The organism is Janthinobacterium sp. HH102 (assembly GCF_001758625.2).
Lineage (GTDB): Bacteria > Pseudomonadota > Gammaproteobacteria > Burkholderiales > Burkholderiaceae_D > Janthinobacterium.
This window is the reverse complement of record NZ_CP062064.1, coordinates 122,153-137,594: the sequence shown is the minus strand read 5'-3', so window position 1 is coordinate 137,594 and position 15,442 is coordinate 122,153. Positions and strand designations below refer to the sequence as shown.

The window sequence follows — 15,442 nt, the reverse complement described above, 5'->3', positions numbered from 1 at the left end:
ACGAGCGGCAGAATTTGGCGATTATGGCTTACCGCACGGCAAAACGAAGATTGACATTAAATTAATCTGTTGGCAAGTTCCTCTTTAACATGGTGTTCAGTTTAATAATGGGCCTCAGCCATGCGCGCTAAACCAAATCGGGGTAAAGATTGGCGCGATTGGCTCTACCGACCAGCATTTTTTTGATCCATGCCGGGGAGTGAACCATGCGAAGTGCGAGACGAAAAGTGATTCGACGCTGCTTCCAGGGCCGCTATGTTTTGCGGACCAAGTGACAACCAATCTGTGCCATGTCGACTGCTGTGAAATTCCCACAAAAAATGCGCCACTCGCGGATCGACGTATGCCTTTACAGCCATCAGTTCTGCCGTCAGTACCGAGCAGTCCTTCAATCGCGAGCTTGGAATGTCTGGCGAAAGCTCTTCTTTAGGAATAGCTTGTACGGCCGCGGCGATAGCGTTTTTAGTCCTATCTACTGGATCAGGTCCCACATCACGACCGAATGATCCGTAATAGGCAGATGTAATGCTCTTCCGGGAGTGCCCAAGCTGTTCGCTTGCTTGTTCACGTCTTAAATCGAGATCCTCTTTCGACATTTGGCCGGGCCCGCCGCCTAAAGTGGGCGGAATAACCGATGCAATTAAGGCGGCATTCTCTGCAAACTGAGCGCGCAGGCCGTGACCTGTTACTTTCGTCATTGCCTTCGTTATCCCAATCTTTGCCAGCATCCGATGCCATTTTCCGAGGCTGAATTTGATATCTGCTACGCTCCCATCGTGCTTTGTGGTCCATCCGAGATGCTCTGATTTCTTCACCATCGATTTAACCTGATCCAGCACTATCCTCTGCTCCGTTGTATCTATGTAGATATCTCGAGGCCGCCCGCCTTTCGTTTTGTATGCGGCGAAACGATCGCCACGATCAACTTTCCAAGGGTGGCACTCGATGACCTCATGGCGACGAAGGCCAAAAGCGACCGCAACGCGAAGCATTGCTCCGAACCGGCGATCAAGCGCGTCGGCCTCTCTAATTTTTTCTCTAACGTCGATACCATTTTCTGCCCAACTCTTGCTTGTAATGGCAGCGGTTTTGACGCGCAACTTCGCTCTAGGAACATCAGGAAGGTAATGATGGACGTTTTTGACCATCTCACCTTTACCGATCCACCGGGCGAAAATTCGCAGGTACGAAAGGTTGGATTGAATTGTCTTTGGGGTAAGTCCCGATTGATACCAAAACTCGCAAAGCGCCTTGACGTGTTTGTCACCCAAATTCTCCGGATTTTGGAGGCGGAAATTCAAATTCACGAGGTGACGGAAGCTCGCGCGCAAAGAGTCGCCTATGGCAGTCTTCGTTCGTTCGCTGGCTACTTTCCCGTTGACGCGGGTGCCCGCTTTCAATTGCAAAATTGCGTTGAGTTGCGAGATCAAAGATTTCATGTCAGTCCTTTTCTATAGGTTCGCCAGGCCGCATCCGTATGCATTCGAGTGAACGCACACGGATGCGGCATGACGGATGCCGTTGGTAAAAAAATCATCAAACTGCCGGGGAAAGGGACCCAAACGTAAGCACACTAATTTCACACTGCCACCCCTTTTGGCTTGAGGCAATATGTCGACTCCTTTCGGAAGGCGATCGCCGAACATGATGCTGCTAGGCCTGGAACCCTCACGTGGTTTCTCACGCAGCGCGTCCTGCCCTCATGGGCAAGTCTTTGGTGGCGCTGTCACCAAATGGTCTTTCTCACGTCACGTGGACGTCGCGGAGGCAGCACTGGCGCCGGCGCAGGGCCAGCGATTCATGCGTCTGGGAGCTTCCAGATATCCGCCCTTCTGTGTCTCTAAAAATTTCGATGGCCCGGACCGGGGTCGACGGCGTAGCTGCAACTGAGCTGCTTGTGGCGTTCCGGCAGCCGGCCCTGTTTTTCTCGCATAGCAGCGCGAAAAATCAGGTTCAGTGGGAAATCAGTGTTCCTAAGCGACGTCTAACCCTGATGTAGCTTGGGTTTCGCTGTCACTCAGTGTTCGTCACAAGTTTGCGCTCGAAGGAAAAAAACGGCCAAAGATGGCCTTGGGCTAACTGCATTACGAACTATTTAAGGTTGATGTACCAAGGTATTAGGCTCGGCCTGGAAGATTGCCGCTCAAGCGGCGGTAGAAATTGGTGCTTTTCGATTCCGAAGGAACTGAAAAGATGTCTAGTGAAACAATGCCGCATGGCGACGGATAGATATTAGCAGTTTGGACTGCTGCAGAGCAAACGAAAACAGATAAAAAACGCATCATATTTGGAATCTCAGTTCATGAGTGCAAAGTATCTTACCGCCAGCGCAGCAAAGTGCAGCGAAGTGCGACTTAGTGCAGCAAAGTGCAACGTAGTGCAGCAAAGTGCGGCATTTTTTAAGGATGGATGTAATCAAGAATATAGGAGATTAAGCGTGACTTGACTGTTAGCTCACCTCTTTATACATAACTCTTGAGCGCCCCTATTTCAGGTAGCGTGCATATCGTTGGCGCCGACCTAGAATTGCCCCACCGTCATGGCGGCGCATTCGCCGGACACGCGACTGGTGTATGTGGCCGACCGCGAAGCCGATTTGGTGCCGTTGATGCTGCAGGAGCAAGACCTGGGCACGCCGGTTGACTGGCTGGTGCTTGCGTAGCACAACCGCTGCCTGCCAAAGTTGGAAAAGCTCTGGCAGCACACCAGCGCCGCAGCGCCTCTCGGCGAGATCGTCTTTGACATGCCGGCGCGGCACTGCGTCAAGGCGCGCAAGGTGCGTCAGCAATTATGGGCGCGCAAGGTGGAACTGCCAGCGGGCCAGGGCAAAACCGTCAGCGCCACCTGCCTCATCGCCCGGGAAATCTATGCGCCGGACCGTGCCAAGCCGATCGAATGGCGCTCGCTCAATAACTGCGACGCTGACACGCTGGCGCAAGCGCAGGAAATGATTGACTGGTATTGGGCGCGCTGGGAGATCGAGATTCTGTTCAACGTGCTGAAAAACGTCTGCAAGGTCGAGGAGCTTCAGCTTGGCTGCATCGCACGCATCGAGCGCGCCCTGGCGCTGTTCATGATGGTGGCGTGGTGCATCGCATACCTGGAGCGCACGGGCCGGACCTGCCCAGACTTCGACGCCACGTTGTACTTCGATCAGGACGAAATTGAAGCGGCCTATCTGCTGCGTGAAAAACCGGCACCGCCAAAGGCAACAGTCGATCAGGTGCTGAGCCAAATCGTGTGCTTCGGAGGCTTCCTGGCGCGCAAACGCCACTGGGACCCCTACGCGGAAATCATCTGGCTTGGATTGAAGGGTCTACAGGTGGCCGTCAAAAATATGCGCACCGTGCGCAGGTTTGGGCAAGGATAGACTTGTGTATAACATGGTGCCTAGAATGGGCCGTCTGTAAGCATAGAGACGAGGTCTCGATATCTTGTCAGTACATCAGTGTTTCACTGAAGAGCGGGTGAAGTCTTTTTTGATGAATTTGAAAACAGAAACAAACGGCTCAAAGAACAAGCGTGTGTCTGCGACTGCAATTTTTTTGATGTGCTGGATAAGTGCGATCATGTTCATGCTCCTTAATGTCCTTTTGTGTTGCTGTAAATGTACCTGCAGATGCGGGTAGTTGTCAACAAAGGGCAATCGCGCCATCAAACGGGCGACCAGACCGATGCTCAACTTCAAATAGTTCCGCGCCGCCCACTGCGTGCTCGCAGGCGTCGAGCTCATGCACATGATCCGCAAGGGGCAGTTCGCAATCAGCGGAGCCGATGCGATGTCGTTCGCCGACCAATTTTACGCGCTGGCGGGCAAGGTCCGTCCGCAATGACCTGGACAATGCCCTTCAAGGGAAATTCCGCCGTTTAATCAACAACGCGACACAATCACTTCCAATTCGTCGTCTGGCCTGCCTCCTGGTTTAAGCCGTGACGGAAATGTCGGGAGATATGCAGGCGTGTGAGCCTTTTGTCGACGAACATACCTATGGAAATTCATGATCGGCAATTTACCAATCAATGCCTTACGTCGGTGATGAGGGTTGCCATTTCGAACGCATTGCGCTTGCTATAGTTGCGGGCATTTCTGCCGTGGTAACGATATTATTTCTCTATCTAAGTTGGTAACGCTGTCGCGCAATGTATTCGTCAAATACCGCCGCTATCGAGGAAGAAAAGACGCTACTCATCTGTGCAAATCCCTTTGGGTACTCACCGAAGTCGAACGCTTCCAGGTTATGTTGTGCGGCCACGAAGTCGTCGACCGTGCCGATCTCGTCAATTAGCCCAATTCTCTCGCCTCCACACCGCTCCAGATCTCACCACTGCCGTAATTCACGCCGAGCTGGAGAACCCGCGCGCGGCCGTGTTCAAGTTTGAGCAAAAAGGTATGGCCAACATGGTCGACCAGATACTGAGCCTTGATTTGCGCATCCTTGCTCAGTGGCGTGAACGGATTCAGGAACGCCTTGAGGTGACCGGACGCGAATATCTCCTGCGAGATTTCAATCCTGTCCAGCGGGCGCGACAACTGCCATGGTGCGATGATCGCTCCAATCGAACCGACCAAGCTGTACTTGCCAGCGATGATTTTGTCAGCTCGCAGGGCGATCATATAGGTTGCCGATGCGCCGACGTTACTGATCACCGCAACTACCGGCTTAGGATTTTTTTTCTTGAAGGTCGCGACGGCGTTACCGATTCGTTCAGCCTCCATCGGCGCACCGCCAGGACTGTCGATCGCCAATACTACCTGGATGATACGATCTGATTCAAAAGCGCGCTCGATCAAGGGGAAAAAGCTTGTCGGCCGATACCTTCGACGTTGATAATATTTCGCTATCAATGTGGACAATGCCGATCAATGAACTAAACGCACCCAGTCTGGAGCCTGATACCTGCAGCAGAAAATAAAGTCCAAACAGCAGCGGCATTAACACCAGCACTGACCGGAATGCCATGTTGAGCCTGCGCGCGAATTTTCGATCGCGCTCCAAAACCAAGCGCTAATATTTGAAGCCAATGCGCTGTTCTCGCATCTCAGCCACCAAGAGGAGGACGAGATTGGCTGATTCCAGAATCGGCTCGTTTTTGCTGTCGTCGTTTACCATGACATATTTCCCGCGAGCGATAGGTAGAGATAGCTAGCGCCAGTTCCCGCCCCAACCCGATGCAACCGTTGCTGCACTGCGGTGTCACCTAGCCCGTACAGCTGCCCGACTTCCTAGTAAGCTTGTCCCGCCATCACGTACTTGAGCATGGCAATTGATTCGGCAATATACATAGGGTTCATACGCAGCTCCATGCAATCTGGATTGCCTTATCATGTCTTGGCCACAGTGGCATGGCGCACGAAAAGCATACGGTTTTCGCGGTGTTATTTACTTTACGGAAAAATCGGCGAGTATTCCCTGGTAATTGGTCGGTTCGGCCACAATGCACATGCTCACCCGTTTGTGAACGGCATTGGGAGCCCCGCACCATTGTGCATGTACATACGGTATAGGCGGATAGTAAAATATCAGCATTGCGGCATGGTGCCGACGGAGAAGTCAATGCTGAACGTGACGAACGCCACTCGGATTGCGGAGCTTGAGAGGGCGCTCGAAAATGTCGTGGAGTATTTGAAAAAATTACCCATTCATCCCATGCATAATGCAGCGATCAACGCTGCTGAGCACAAGCTACGGCCACCGTACGCAGGCAGCCTGCTAGAAACCGTCAACCCCGTGTTCAGCACGCAGTGTTATGCCCCCAATGGCATGTTGACGCTCGCTGCCCTGGTGACGCCGCATAGCGTCGTGATTACAACCGCCAAGGTTGCGGTACCGAGGTTGCGTGAAGCACACCTCTTCCGGCTGAACCAGAAACTGGAATCGGGTGTGGTGCTGCCGGCATTGACTCCAGCAGGCCAAGCCGATTGTCCGGAAATCCAGGCATTATTGGCGCTTCATGGCGACCCAGACCCGAGCAGCGGAGCCACATAATTGTTGTCCATGCCTCCATGCCCTGCCGCCCTCCACAAGGCACCTGTGCTACCTTCCCACTGCCTACACACTTGCCAGCTGGCACACTGACTATTCTCCCTATCTCGCAACCTAATTGTTGACCCATGCCAGCTCTTTGGCTGACAGAAAATAGGCGCGATGTCGTGTATGTCTGAATGGTGAAAGTGGCGCGCTTCCTGTGGCGTCGCAACAGGAAGCCTGATTCATTAGTTCCGTTATGGCGTAGCTGGACTTTACTGGCACAAATTCATCGTTTCGGCCATGCTGAGGTGGGCTAGCGGCAACCGAATCATCTCGCAGACTACCTTCTTGCAGCTGTGGCACATGTCTGTCCAAGGTGTCAGTCATGTCATTACGCCCACGTCATTGGCCACCGCGTTGCACCTGCTGGTCAAGGCGGCATATCGGTAGATCGCATCCCATGAAGCGACTGAAACAATAAATTTCTATTATCTGTGCAACCAAAATGCAATTAACCAACATGTAAATATAAAACAACAGTACATTGCCAAGCCACTGACTACGGTGACTCTGACGTCCTCACTAAGCGCGATAAACTAAAAAAATCGCCACAACATCAGTCAAACAAAAAGCGTCTACAGAGCAAAACCTCGATGATTGCCGTAAAGCGACCAGTCACGGTTAAAGCAATCTACCTATGTTGGTTAATTGCATTTTAGGATAAACTGACAGCCTGTTTACTCGCCTGATTGATGATGACATCACGCAAGCTCTGGGACGCCAGTCCGCTCACCTGTTTCAAGGCATTTGTCAAAACGGCAGATTTTGTGGAGATCACCAAACAAGCCGTGCTCAAGGAGCGACCGCCCATTTCCGACAAATCTGCGCTGGTCTATATTTCGATGTTTCGTACCTTCGATCGTTGGATGAGCAAGCATCACAAGATATTCTCGGTGCTTGGCCAAGACGATTTATTGCAATTTCTAGGTGCGGATGACGATGCTGATAAGACGTCCTCCCAAAGGCTCAACAGCAAAATTTCTTATCGCTATCTGCGCCTGCTGGAACGATGCTTCGACTATTTGCAAGTGGTGCCTAACCCTGCGCAACATGCCATTTTCCAGACATTTCAGGAGGGAAAATTAGCAAAAGATGCTACCACCGTCGCGCTGCAGGAGCATCAAATAGCCGCCTTCCTCGATGCGCTGCCCTCGGCCCCGGTTTCCCGCCGACCGGGATCGGCCAACTGGAAGCGACGCCGCGACCGCGCGATGCAGATCACCATGCTGCTCGGCGGACTGCGCGTGGCGGAGGCGGTCGGCCTGCTGCTGACAGAAGTCAGCGAACAGACTCGCTTTGACGACGGCCTCGAACTGGACCTGACGCCGGCAGAGAAGCATGACACCAGTTACGCCCACACCACCATATTGCCAGCTACTGCTGCGGCCGAGCTGCTCACTTGGCTAGCCGAGCGTGCGTGCTTGCGAATCCCAGGTCCATATGCCTTTCCTGCCGATTTGCAAGGCGCCATGCTCAACAAGTCCACGGTATACCGACAAGTGAAGGCCACTTTTCAACGGGCCGGCATCGACGATGTTCCGCGAACCGGCGGCCGGACCTTGCGCAACACCTTTGCAGTGCACGAGCTGCGCAATGGCATGACCGTGCCGGAATTGACCGAATCACTTGGGCTGGCACTCGAGCGCTCTACCCAGCCTTATCTGGATATTACCAAGCAGGTAAAGTGACGACCAGGTTTCTCTGAGCCAGACCAGGCTGGCAAGCAGCACCATGGCTTACCCTATTCATTTCCGTTTTGTCGTATAACGTGCCCTAGTCAGCAAGGCAAAACTGGGAAAGACAGCCGGGCTGGCGCCAAGGGAGTGCTGCGGTTGACGGTCGGACTGCCATGCCAGTTCTATTTGAGCGAAATCGCACCGGTTTGCAGCGCGAACTGGAACAGGTCTTGAGGCGTTGGCTCCCCCCAATGTTTTTTTGCCAGCCAGGCAAACAGCGGCACCATATAGCGCGAGGTGCGCTTCTCATTGTCCTGCGGGACCTGCGTCACTTTGCTGTCCTGGGCAGCGTTATACTCCGCGATCACCGCTTCCCGATCCACCTCGAGCATCTCGCTGAGCATCGCTTCGGCTTCAGCATTGCGCGTTTGTGTAAATTTCGTCTGGATGTCACGCATGGCCTCCATATCTTGCGTTCCCCCTGCAGGCGCTTTTTCAACCACATCCGGCGCAAAATTGCCCTCCAGTGCGCGTTTCAGGTACGCGCTCGGACTCTTGATGGCAGGCTGGCTTTTATCGCTCACGCGTGCCATCGTGAATTTCCAGTGCGCATCGATGACCGCAGTCGGATAGGTGGCCAGGATTTTCTTGCGGTCGCGTGCCGACAAGCCCAGGTCCTCGAGACGCTTTTCCCACTCCCCTTTGTCGTCCACATCGGGAATGGCGCGAAATATCTGCTTTTCTTCCACGATAAACTGGAGATACTTCACGCTGCGACTGCCATCGCGGTTTTCAATCAGCTCGATGGTTAGATCGGACTTTTCATTGATCTCCTTGATGGCCGGCTTGAGCTTGTCCCGCTTGAAAATCTTGTATTCGTTAAGGATGGAGGTTTCGCTCACCTCGCCGTAAATGCACCAGCGCCAGTCCGTCCAGGTCATTTCATTGGTACGCTTGGACGGATTGGTGCGGAAGCGGTTGACCCATTCGTACAGCGCGGCAGCTGGATCCAGACGGAATGTGCGCTGGATGCGCAGGTCGAGGCGAGCATAAATTTTGGAGTCGAATAACATCGGCTTGATCTGCGCCGCATAGGAGTAAAACACCTTGTCACGATCGAATGCGACAAATGGCAGCAGGACGCACGAGGCCCACATCGGATCGCCGTCCTTGCGCAAGAAATCCCACTGCACCGTCAGCTTCTGCATCTGGGTGAGGGCTTCTTTCAAATGCTTCCGGTTGGGCGAACTGTAGCCAATAATGCGCATCAGCTCCTCGCGCGAGATCGAGTAAGTTTCGGTTTCCAGTCCAGGATTCCTGGCATGCTCCTCTAGCGCATGCTTGAGCATGGCATTGAAAGCCAGGCGCTGCGTCTTGCTCTGGATCCCCCCCGTAATGGCCATGTGAATGGCTTGCACGGGCTTTTTCAGAATCTCTGGTTGTTGATCGAATAGCAGCGCGAGCGCCATTTGCGAACCGGGGGTTTCTTCTGGGGTCATATCTTCTGGAGGTGAGAATTTGGCGGTTATTGTTCACCTTATCAACGGCGGCGTCAATCGCTTTCCCTCAAGCATCAGCGAAGACCTCTGTGCGCCGACCTGGCCAATGCCTGCGCGAAGCGAAAATGATGCCGCTGCAATCGGATTCGCGCGGTTACCACTGAGCCCCTGCAGCTGCTGCCTGGCGCCTGTCGCTCTGTCCCAGGCACAGCATGCTGCCGGCACCGCGCCGATTCTCCGACTGGCCTCCAGCCGCACTGGCGAGAGGTGAGCTTTTCGGTTGATTACGCGTGAAAATCAGCACAACGCGCGGTACGCCAACCGGCTTGCCAGGCGTCTCTAGGGAAAACCTGACGAAAATGTTGCCCGGGCACCTACGAAATCCATCTTGGCTATCAGAAAAGCTCACCTTTACGCGTCTGTCAGCCAAGATGCCTATTAAAAAAGCTCACATTGTTGCATTTGTCGCCCGTCCAGCCTATCAGAAACGCTCACCTTTCGCCTTTATCGCCAATTACCTATCAAAAAAGCGCACCTTTTGACTTGCTCCATCGACAATGGAGCATTTTTGCTATCAAAAATTCGCACCTTTCATCCCATAATCATTTATTTTCTGTGGCCGCATCATTCTGCAAGTGAAAAAATAAAAGAAAAAGCTCACCTTTTCATAATCCTACGCCTCAAACTATCAAGAAAGCTCACCTTTCGGTAAAAAAGGCCGCTTTGACTATCAAAATACCTCACCTTTTTTGACGTTGACTGAATTACCCTATCAAAAACCCTCACCTTTTATCTCTGCAGCATGGTGGCATGCTGCATGGCCTTCTGCTCTTGTGAACTCGCTCAGGAGATCATCTAACGCGAACCGGCGATTCTATTGCATTACCGATCACTTTCTTGGCCGTATCTGGGGTACGCACACGCCATTGCTGAAAAAATGGGCATAAAAACAGAGATATCCACAGCTACTATCAAAAAAACGCACCTCCAAACATATCCACATCCGTTGGCTATCAAAAAAGCTCACCTGTAAACATACCCACATCCCTGCCCTATCAAAATAACTCACCTGTAAACATATCCACAACCCTAAACCGCCTGAAAAGAAGCGCCACGCTCACGCTGTGCCGGTTAAAGGTTAATTAAAGGTTTTTAAAGCTTTTTGGAATTTAATGAACTTCCAGGCTCACTCCGTGCCAAGCCACCTTCCCCTGTTTTGATGGATAACGCTTCGCTGCTAGGTTTTTTCCATTAAAGTCGAAAAATCCTTGCAACGGTAATGATAATTTGCAAAAATAGCGTCAGTGAATTTATAAGGGGAATCTCTTGACCCGTAAGCCTTTCAAAGTACAAGCCGTTGCGACCCTGTTGGGTATCAGCGTCGATGCCGTGCGTCGCGACTCCGATGATGCTGGTCTGCAGATTGAACGCCAGCCGGGAGAAGGACCCAAGACGCGGCTGTTCAGTATCGAAAACATTTACGATCTGGCCGCCTATCGCGCAAAGAAATATGGCGTGACAGCGAAGGCTAAACGCATCGTGACCGTCTATGCGCCAAAGGGTGGTGTTGGAAAGACAACGCAAACGTCTAATCTGGCCGCCATATTTGCGTTGATGGGACTCAAGGTTTTGGTTGCTGACCTCGACTTCCAGGCCAATCTGACTATTTCCTATGGATATGATCCCGAGCTGACCCATGAAGAAGCGATAGAGTCGGGGTTGCCTCTGTCGACCTGCGTTGATTATCACCTGGGCCATTTGCTACCGCAGTGGCAGACCAACGGTCAGCCACCAGAGCTCAAGGACGTGCTGAAGAAACCTTTTGGCGAAAATGGTCCGCACCTGATTCCGTCCGAAGTGACGCTGGACCGGCTCGAGGCCTTGTTTACGGTTGATGCCATCATGAGCAAGAAGCCGGAACTGGCGATCGCGCGCTTCCTGGCAGAAAACCGCTCCGGCAAGAATAAGCAGATCGATTTGTCGCAGTATGATGTAATCATGTTCGACGCCCCTCCCGCCAAGAACCAGACCACACGCGGAGCCCTGTTGGCAAGTGACTATGTGATCGCACCGGCGTCGATGGAAAAGTACAGCACCAAATCAGTGTCATACCTTGCAGGCGTCCTGAGTGAAATGCAGCAGGAACATAACCGCTATCCTGAATTGACGATATTGGGTAACTTTTTTGACATGACGCGCGTGCGTGTCGCTGCACAGGTCATAGCGTTGACGAAGCAATATCCGGATGCCTGGCTCGACAAGCAAATCAGTTCCAGCGAAGAGTTTAAAAAGGTACTAAGCGATGATGAAGGCATGCCGCTGGCGTTGGCCAGACCAAGCAGCACAGCAGCGCGTGAGTTGCGCGAAGTGGCGAAAGCATTGATTGAGAAGATGGGAATACTGTGAAAAACAAACAAACCGAATCGCAGTTTGCCGCCACCCTGGCCGCTCGCCTGGGCGCTTCGGCGCCTGCTGTGGCAACACCAGCCATGCACATGAACGCGGTACCGCACGGACCGTCAAAGTCTCTGGAGGACATGCTCAAGGACTCGGATACGCCTGCTGCGGCGACAAATAATGGATCACCTATCCCGCCTGCGCAAACGACGACATCGGATATGGCTGGCGAGGCTGAACACAGCATGATCGTTAAAATCGCAGTGCAGGATCTGGTTGATTCGCCTTGGCAGCCACGTCGCCGCTATGACGAGACAGCGATTCAAGCATTAGGAGAAACACTGAAGGCACGCGGCCAGGATGAACCGATCCGCGTGCGAAAATTAGCCAGTGGCAAGTACCAGCTGATCGCTGGCCACCGACGTACGCGTGCCGCACGACTAATCGGCTGGGCAGAACTTGATGCCAACGTCATGGCGCTGGATGATCGTGAAGCTCACCAGGCAACGTTGTTGAGTAACGAGACCAATGAAGGATTAAGCGATTTCGAACGCGCTCTTTCTTATCGTGAACTGATGTCGGAAGGATTTGCGGAGACGCAGAAGGACGTTGCGCGTCTGACTGGGTGTTCGCAGGGACGTGTCTCCCAGTGCTTGGGCATGTTGAAACTGCCACCGGTCGTCCTTGATCTGCTGGAAAAGTACCCTGCACTACTGAGCTACCGTCACGCCAAAGTGGCTCAGGAGATGCTCGACAAATACCCTGATGCTTTATCCAAGATCACGACCACGCTGGACACGTTGATTGACAAACCGGATCTGGAACCGAACGAACTGAAAGTGTTAATCAGTAAGGCGCTCGAATCCAAACGTCCGCGGAAGGCAGCAGTCGAGCCCCGTACCATCGGTGACAAAAATGGTCGCTCAGCCTTTAAAGTGCGTGTTCACGCACAACAAATCGTGATCAATATCGAAGAAGGCGTCGATGTCGAAATGGCCGGCAAGCGCACGTTAGCAGCGCTACGGCAGTTTGCGGAGTCGCTGGAACTGCCCGCAGAAAAAAAAGCTTAATAATCAAAGACTTAGATTTTATTTATTTTGGCGTATATAGGTTTTTTCCTTTAAAATCAAATACTTAGCTAATTTTATTAGCTGCTAATATTCGATAAGCGTCCAGCTTTTCTGCGTTTTACTAGCGAACGGCATAGCCGTTGCAAGTATGGAAGATATACTTGCAGCGGCCTTGTCCACTTCTCGCCCTGTTCACTTGTTCAAGTATCACGCTGTATAACTTAACGTTCCCCAATTATCGTTCAGCATTTGATGGGCAAATCATACTGTACATTGCTCGTAATAAGCACGAAGGGCGAGGTTAACAAAGGGATTTCCGACCACCTTATCGCTTAGCATTGCTGCAGTTAGATGATGGCATGTTCAATCGAATTCAATTTGGAGACTTCTGACTACAGTGCTAGTCTGTGACTTCGTGTAGCCCCTACCACACTGTTCATCCAACTTGTGAAGGGATAAACAGCGCTGTCCGCTCATCGACCAGATCCTAGACTGTTCGTTTGCTCGCAGAATTGACCCACTCTGTTTAACTTGCCTTCCGTTACCTGGCAAACGCTGCCACGCGGTCGTATAACCCTGCATAGCCCAGCTCTTTCAGGTCCTAATGGATCTGCTTCAAATTGCGCCGCTGCTTACGCGGTTTAGTCGTCTCGGCCTTGAGCCACCTAGATAGCTGTACTGAGTATTTGTCTAATTCGCTAACTGACCGCCGCTCCGAGTAGGAGGGCTCAGTGGTTTCCGATCGCAGGTAGCGTCGGACGGTATTGCGCGAAATATCCAATCGCCTAGCGATTTCTCGTATTGAGATCTTGTCACGAAGGTGCCAGAGTTGAATGATGCCGAGTAGACCCATGTCGGTCACTCCGATCTCCTGCCGATAAGACAGGTGGAATTGTGCTACTAACCTCGGTCAGATTCCGTTGTAAATTCGTGAGGAAAATGGGTCAATTTTCAATGCAACTTAACAAACATTACTTAGGTGGGCGCTACTGAATAGACCGCAAAGCCACTTATCGCTTGGAAATCAATCAACGCGGGAGGATGCTATCTTCTGCAAATGCTAGATTGATTGGAGTAGCATTATTTGACAATCATATTGCAATGAGTGTATCGATTGCTGTAGATGAGTGTACCGAACAAGAGTGTAACGTTCGCAAGAGAATCAGGGATGCAGCGTTGCAAGTTCTTTATCGTAACGAAAATTACCTGAAGTATAAAATACGTTAAAAATCAATGGCTTAGCATATCGCAATATTTTTAAATATAGATTTAAGTCAATGAAATCAATGACATACAGAATTTTATTAGCTGCTAATATTCAGCGAGCAGGAGGGCTGATATTTTTGAAACTGGAAATGGCCTGTTTGCTTATGTTGCCGTCAGTAGTGTTTCAAACTGCACATAGATGATGAGACAGCGAATAGGTTCGATACGGCCTGTCCAGCATTCATAGGCGCCCGCATATCGCCGATAAAAATGTTGGCCTTCGCCGAAAAAGTCTGCCAGACGATGTCCAGATTCGCGGCCCGTTGTATCTGGCTTGCGAGCGCATCGATCAAGGCGCCAGCAACACGCCCGTCCACGTTTATAAAGCAGCCTATGCAATAGTTCCTGCTAAAGGGCTTCGAGGTGGATTGGTGCGATGCTCAAGATATTGGGTTCTATTGCATTAGCGAAGGTCGACGAGCCTATCAGGTAAGTTACGACGCCCGAACCTTGGACGAATCGACATGCTCAACTTCAAAGGAATGCGCTTTCCGATCGACGTGATCTTTGTTTGCATACGCTGGTATGTAGCTTATCCGCTGAGCTACCGACACTTGGAAGAGATGATCCAAGAGCGCGGCGTGTCGGTCGACCATTCGTCAATCAATCGGTGGGCGATTCGTTTCCTGCCCCTGGTCGAGAACATGGCCCGTAAACACAAGCGCCCAGTCGGCCGCAGCTGGCGCATGGATGAGACCTACATCAAGGTCAAAGGCGTCTGGAAATACCTGTACCGCTCCGTCGATAAGTAGGGAAAGACCGTCGACTTCCTGCTCACGGCCAAGCGCGACATGGCCGCAGCAAAGCGCTTCTTCGACAAGGCAATGGGAGCGAACGGCGATCCGGACAAGGTCGCGATGGACAAGAGCGGCGCCAACAAGGCGGCCATCGATGCGATCAACGCTGGCCGCGACGTGCCGATCGTGGTGCGCCAGGTCAAATACCTGAACAACATCGTCGAGCAGGATCATCGCGCCATCAAACGGGTTGCCAGGCCGATGCTCAACTTCAAATCGTTCCACTCCGCCAGCTGGTCTCGCCGGCATCGAACTGATACATATGATCCGCAAGGGCCAGTTCGCCATCGACGGCGTCGATGCGATGTCGTTCGCCGACCAATTTTCTGTGCTGGCAGGAATGGTGCGCCCAGTTTGATGTGCAATGTGCCGTGCCGGAAAAATTTCGCCCTTTAATCAGCAACGCGACAGAACCGCAGCGAGCGCTTCGAGCTGAGTGATGTGCCGCCAGAAGATCCCGGCACGTACGAAATGATCTGCCAAGCCGACACGGTTGGCGTCTTTCAAATCGAGTCACGTGCGAAGATGTCAATGCTGCCGCGTATGCTGTCACACACCTTTTACGACCTGGTCATTGAGGTCGCCATCATTCGGCCTGGTCCGATCCAAGGCGGCATGATCCATCCCTTCGTACGGCGCCGGCAAGGTCTCGATCCGGTCTCATACCCTAGTGCGGAAATTTGTGCCGCTGCGATGGACACTTCCACC

Annotated in this window: 10 protein-coding genes and 4 pseudogenes; 9 read left to right on the top strand and 5 right to left on the bottom strand. The window is 52.3% G+C overall.

Annotated features, from left to right (window positions below):
• Positions 1-164 precede the first annotated feature (164 nt).
• Positions 165-1,439 (bottom strand): integrase domain-containing protein, encoded by a 1,275-nt coding sequence (locus JAB4_RS30165; RefSeq protein WP_083287467.1) that lies wholly within the window; start codon positions 1,437-1,439, stop codon positions 165-167.
• 1,121 nt (positions 1,440-2,560) lie between these two features.
• On the opposite strand from JAB4_RS30165, the pseudogene JAB4_RS30160 reads away from it, so the two are divergent.
• Positions 2,561-3,370: pseudogene (locus JAB4_RS30160) on the top strand (IS4 family transposase); the annotation flags it as partial.
• A gap of 75 nt (positions 3,371-3,445) precedes the next feature.
• Here the strand turns inward: JAB4_RS30160 and JAB4_RS30155 are convergent.
• Positions 3,446-3,733: a hypothetical protein gene (locus JAB4_RS30155; protein WP_070224723.1), complete on the bottom strand. Its 288-nt coding sequence runs from the start codon at positions 3,731-3,733 to the stop codon at positions 3,446-3,448.
• On the opposite strand from JAB4_RS30155, the pseudogene JAB4_RS30150 reads away from it, so the two are divergent.
• Positions 3,639-3,833 (top strand): annotated as a pseudogene (locus JAB4_RS30150) (IS6 family transposase); the annotation flags it as partial. The gene JAB4_RS30155 and the pseudogene JAB4_RS30150 overlap by 95 nt on opposite strands.
• Before the next feature lie 449 nt (positions 3,834-4,282).
• Here the strand turns inward: JAB4_RS30150 and JAB4_RS30145 are convergent.
• Entirely contained in the window at positions 4,283-4,855 is a 573-nt protein-coding gene (locus tag JAB4_RS30145) for a S49 family peptidase (RefSeq protein WP_131690080.1), read from the bottom strand.
• Between the two features lie 700 nt (positions 4,856-5,555).
• On the opposite strand from JAB4_RS30145, the gene JAB4_RS30140 reads away from it, so the two are divergent.
• Together JAB4_RS30140 and JAB4_RS30135 are read left to right on the top strand one after the other, a co-directional pair.
• Entirely contained in the window at positions 5,556-5,987 is a 432-nt protein-coding gene (locus tag JAB4_RS30140; RefSeq protein ID WP_070300259.1) for a hypothetical protein, read from the top strand.
• A gap of 734 nt (positions 5,988-6,721) precedes the next feature.
• Entirely contained in the window at positions 6,722-7,717 is a 996-nt protein-coding gene (locus JAB4_RS30135; RefSeq protein WP_070224726.1) for a site-specific integrase, read from the top strand.
• A 170-nt stretch (positions 7,718-7,887) separates the two neighbouring features.
• On the opposite strand, the gene JAB4_RS30130 is transcribed toward JAB4_RS30135, so the two are convergent.
• Positions 7,888-9,204 carry a replication initiation protein gene (locus JAB4_RS30130; protein ID WP_083287468.1) on the bottom strand — a complete coding sequence of 439 codons (1,317 nt, stop codon included), beginning with the start codon at positions 9,202-9,204 and terminating at the stop codon, positions 7,888-7,890.
• Positions 9,205-9,494: 290 nt separating this feature from the next.
• Here JAB4_RS30130 and JAB4_RS30125 point away from each other — a divergent pair, with 290 nt between their 5' ends.
• From JAB4_RS30125 to JAB4_RS30115, 3 genes are all read left to right on the top strand, one after another.
• On the top strand, positions 9,495-9,746 hold the full coding sequence (locus JAB4_RS30125; protein ID WP_139143000.1) for a hypothetical protein: 252 nt from the start codon (positions 9,495-9,497) through the stop codon (positions 9,744-9,746).
• A 784-nt stretch (positions 9,747-10,530) separates the two neighbouring features.
• Positions 10,531-11,610 carry a ParA family protein gene (locus JAB4_RS30120; RefSeq protein WP_070224728.1) on the top strand — a complete coding sequence of 360 codons (1,080 nt, stop codon included), beginning with the start codon at positions 10,531-10,533 and terminating at the stop codon, positions 11,608-11,610.
• Entirely contained in the window at positions 11,607-12,671 is a 1,065-nt protein-coding gene (locus tag JAB4_RS30115; protein WP_131689676.1) for a ParB/RepB/Spo0J family partition protein, read from the top strand. Before JAB4_RS30120 ends, JAB4_RS30115 begins: the two co-directional genes overlap by 4 nt.
• 601 nt (positions 12,672-13,272) lie before the next feature.
• Here the strand turns inward: JAB4_RS30115 and JAB4_RS30110 are convergent.
• Positions 13,273-13,524, bottom strand: coding sequence for a helix-turn-helix domain-containing protein (locus JAB4_RS30110; RefSeq protein ID WP_343216102.1), 252 nt, complete (start codon positions 13,522-13,524; stop codon positions 13,273-13,275).
• 877 nt (positions 13,525-14,401) lie between these two features.
• Here JAB4_RS30110 and JAB4_RS30105 point away from each other — a divergent pair.
• Positions 14,402-15,092 (top strand): annotated as a pseudogene (locus JAB4_RS30105) (IS6 family transposase).
• Positions 15,093-15,142: 50 nt separating this feature from the next.
• Positions 15,143-15,415 (top strand): annotated as a pseudogene (locus JAB4_RS30100) (hypothetical protein); the annotation flags it as partial.
• Between the last annotated feature and the right edge of the window lie 27 nt (positions 15,416-15,442).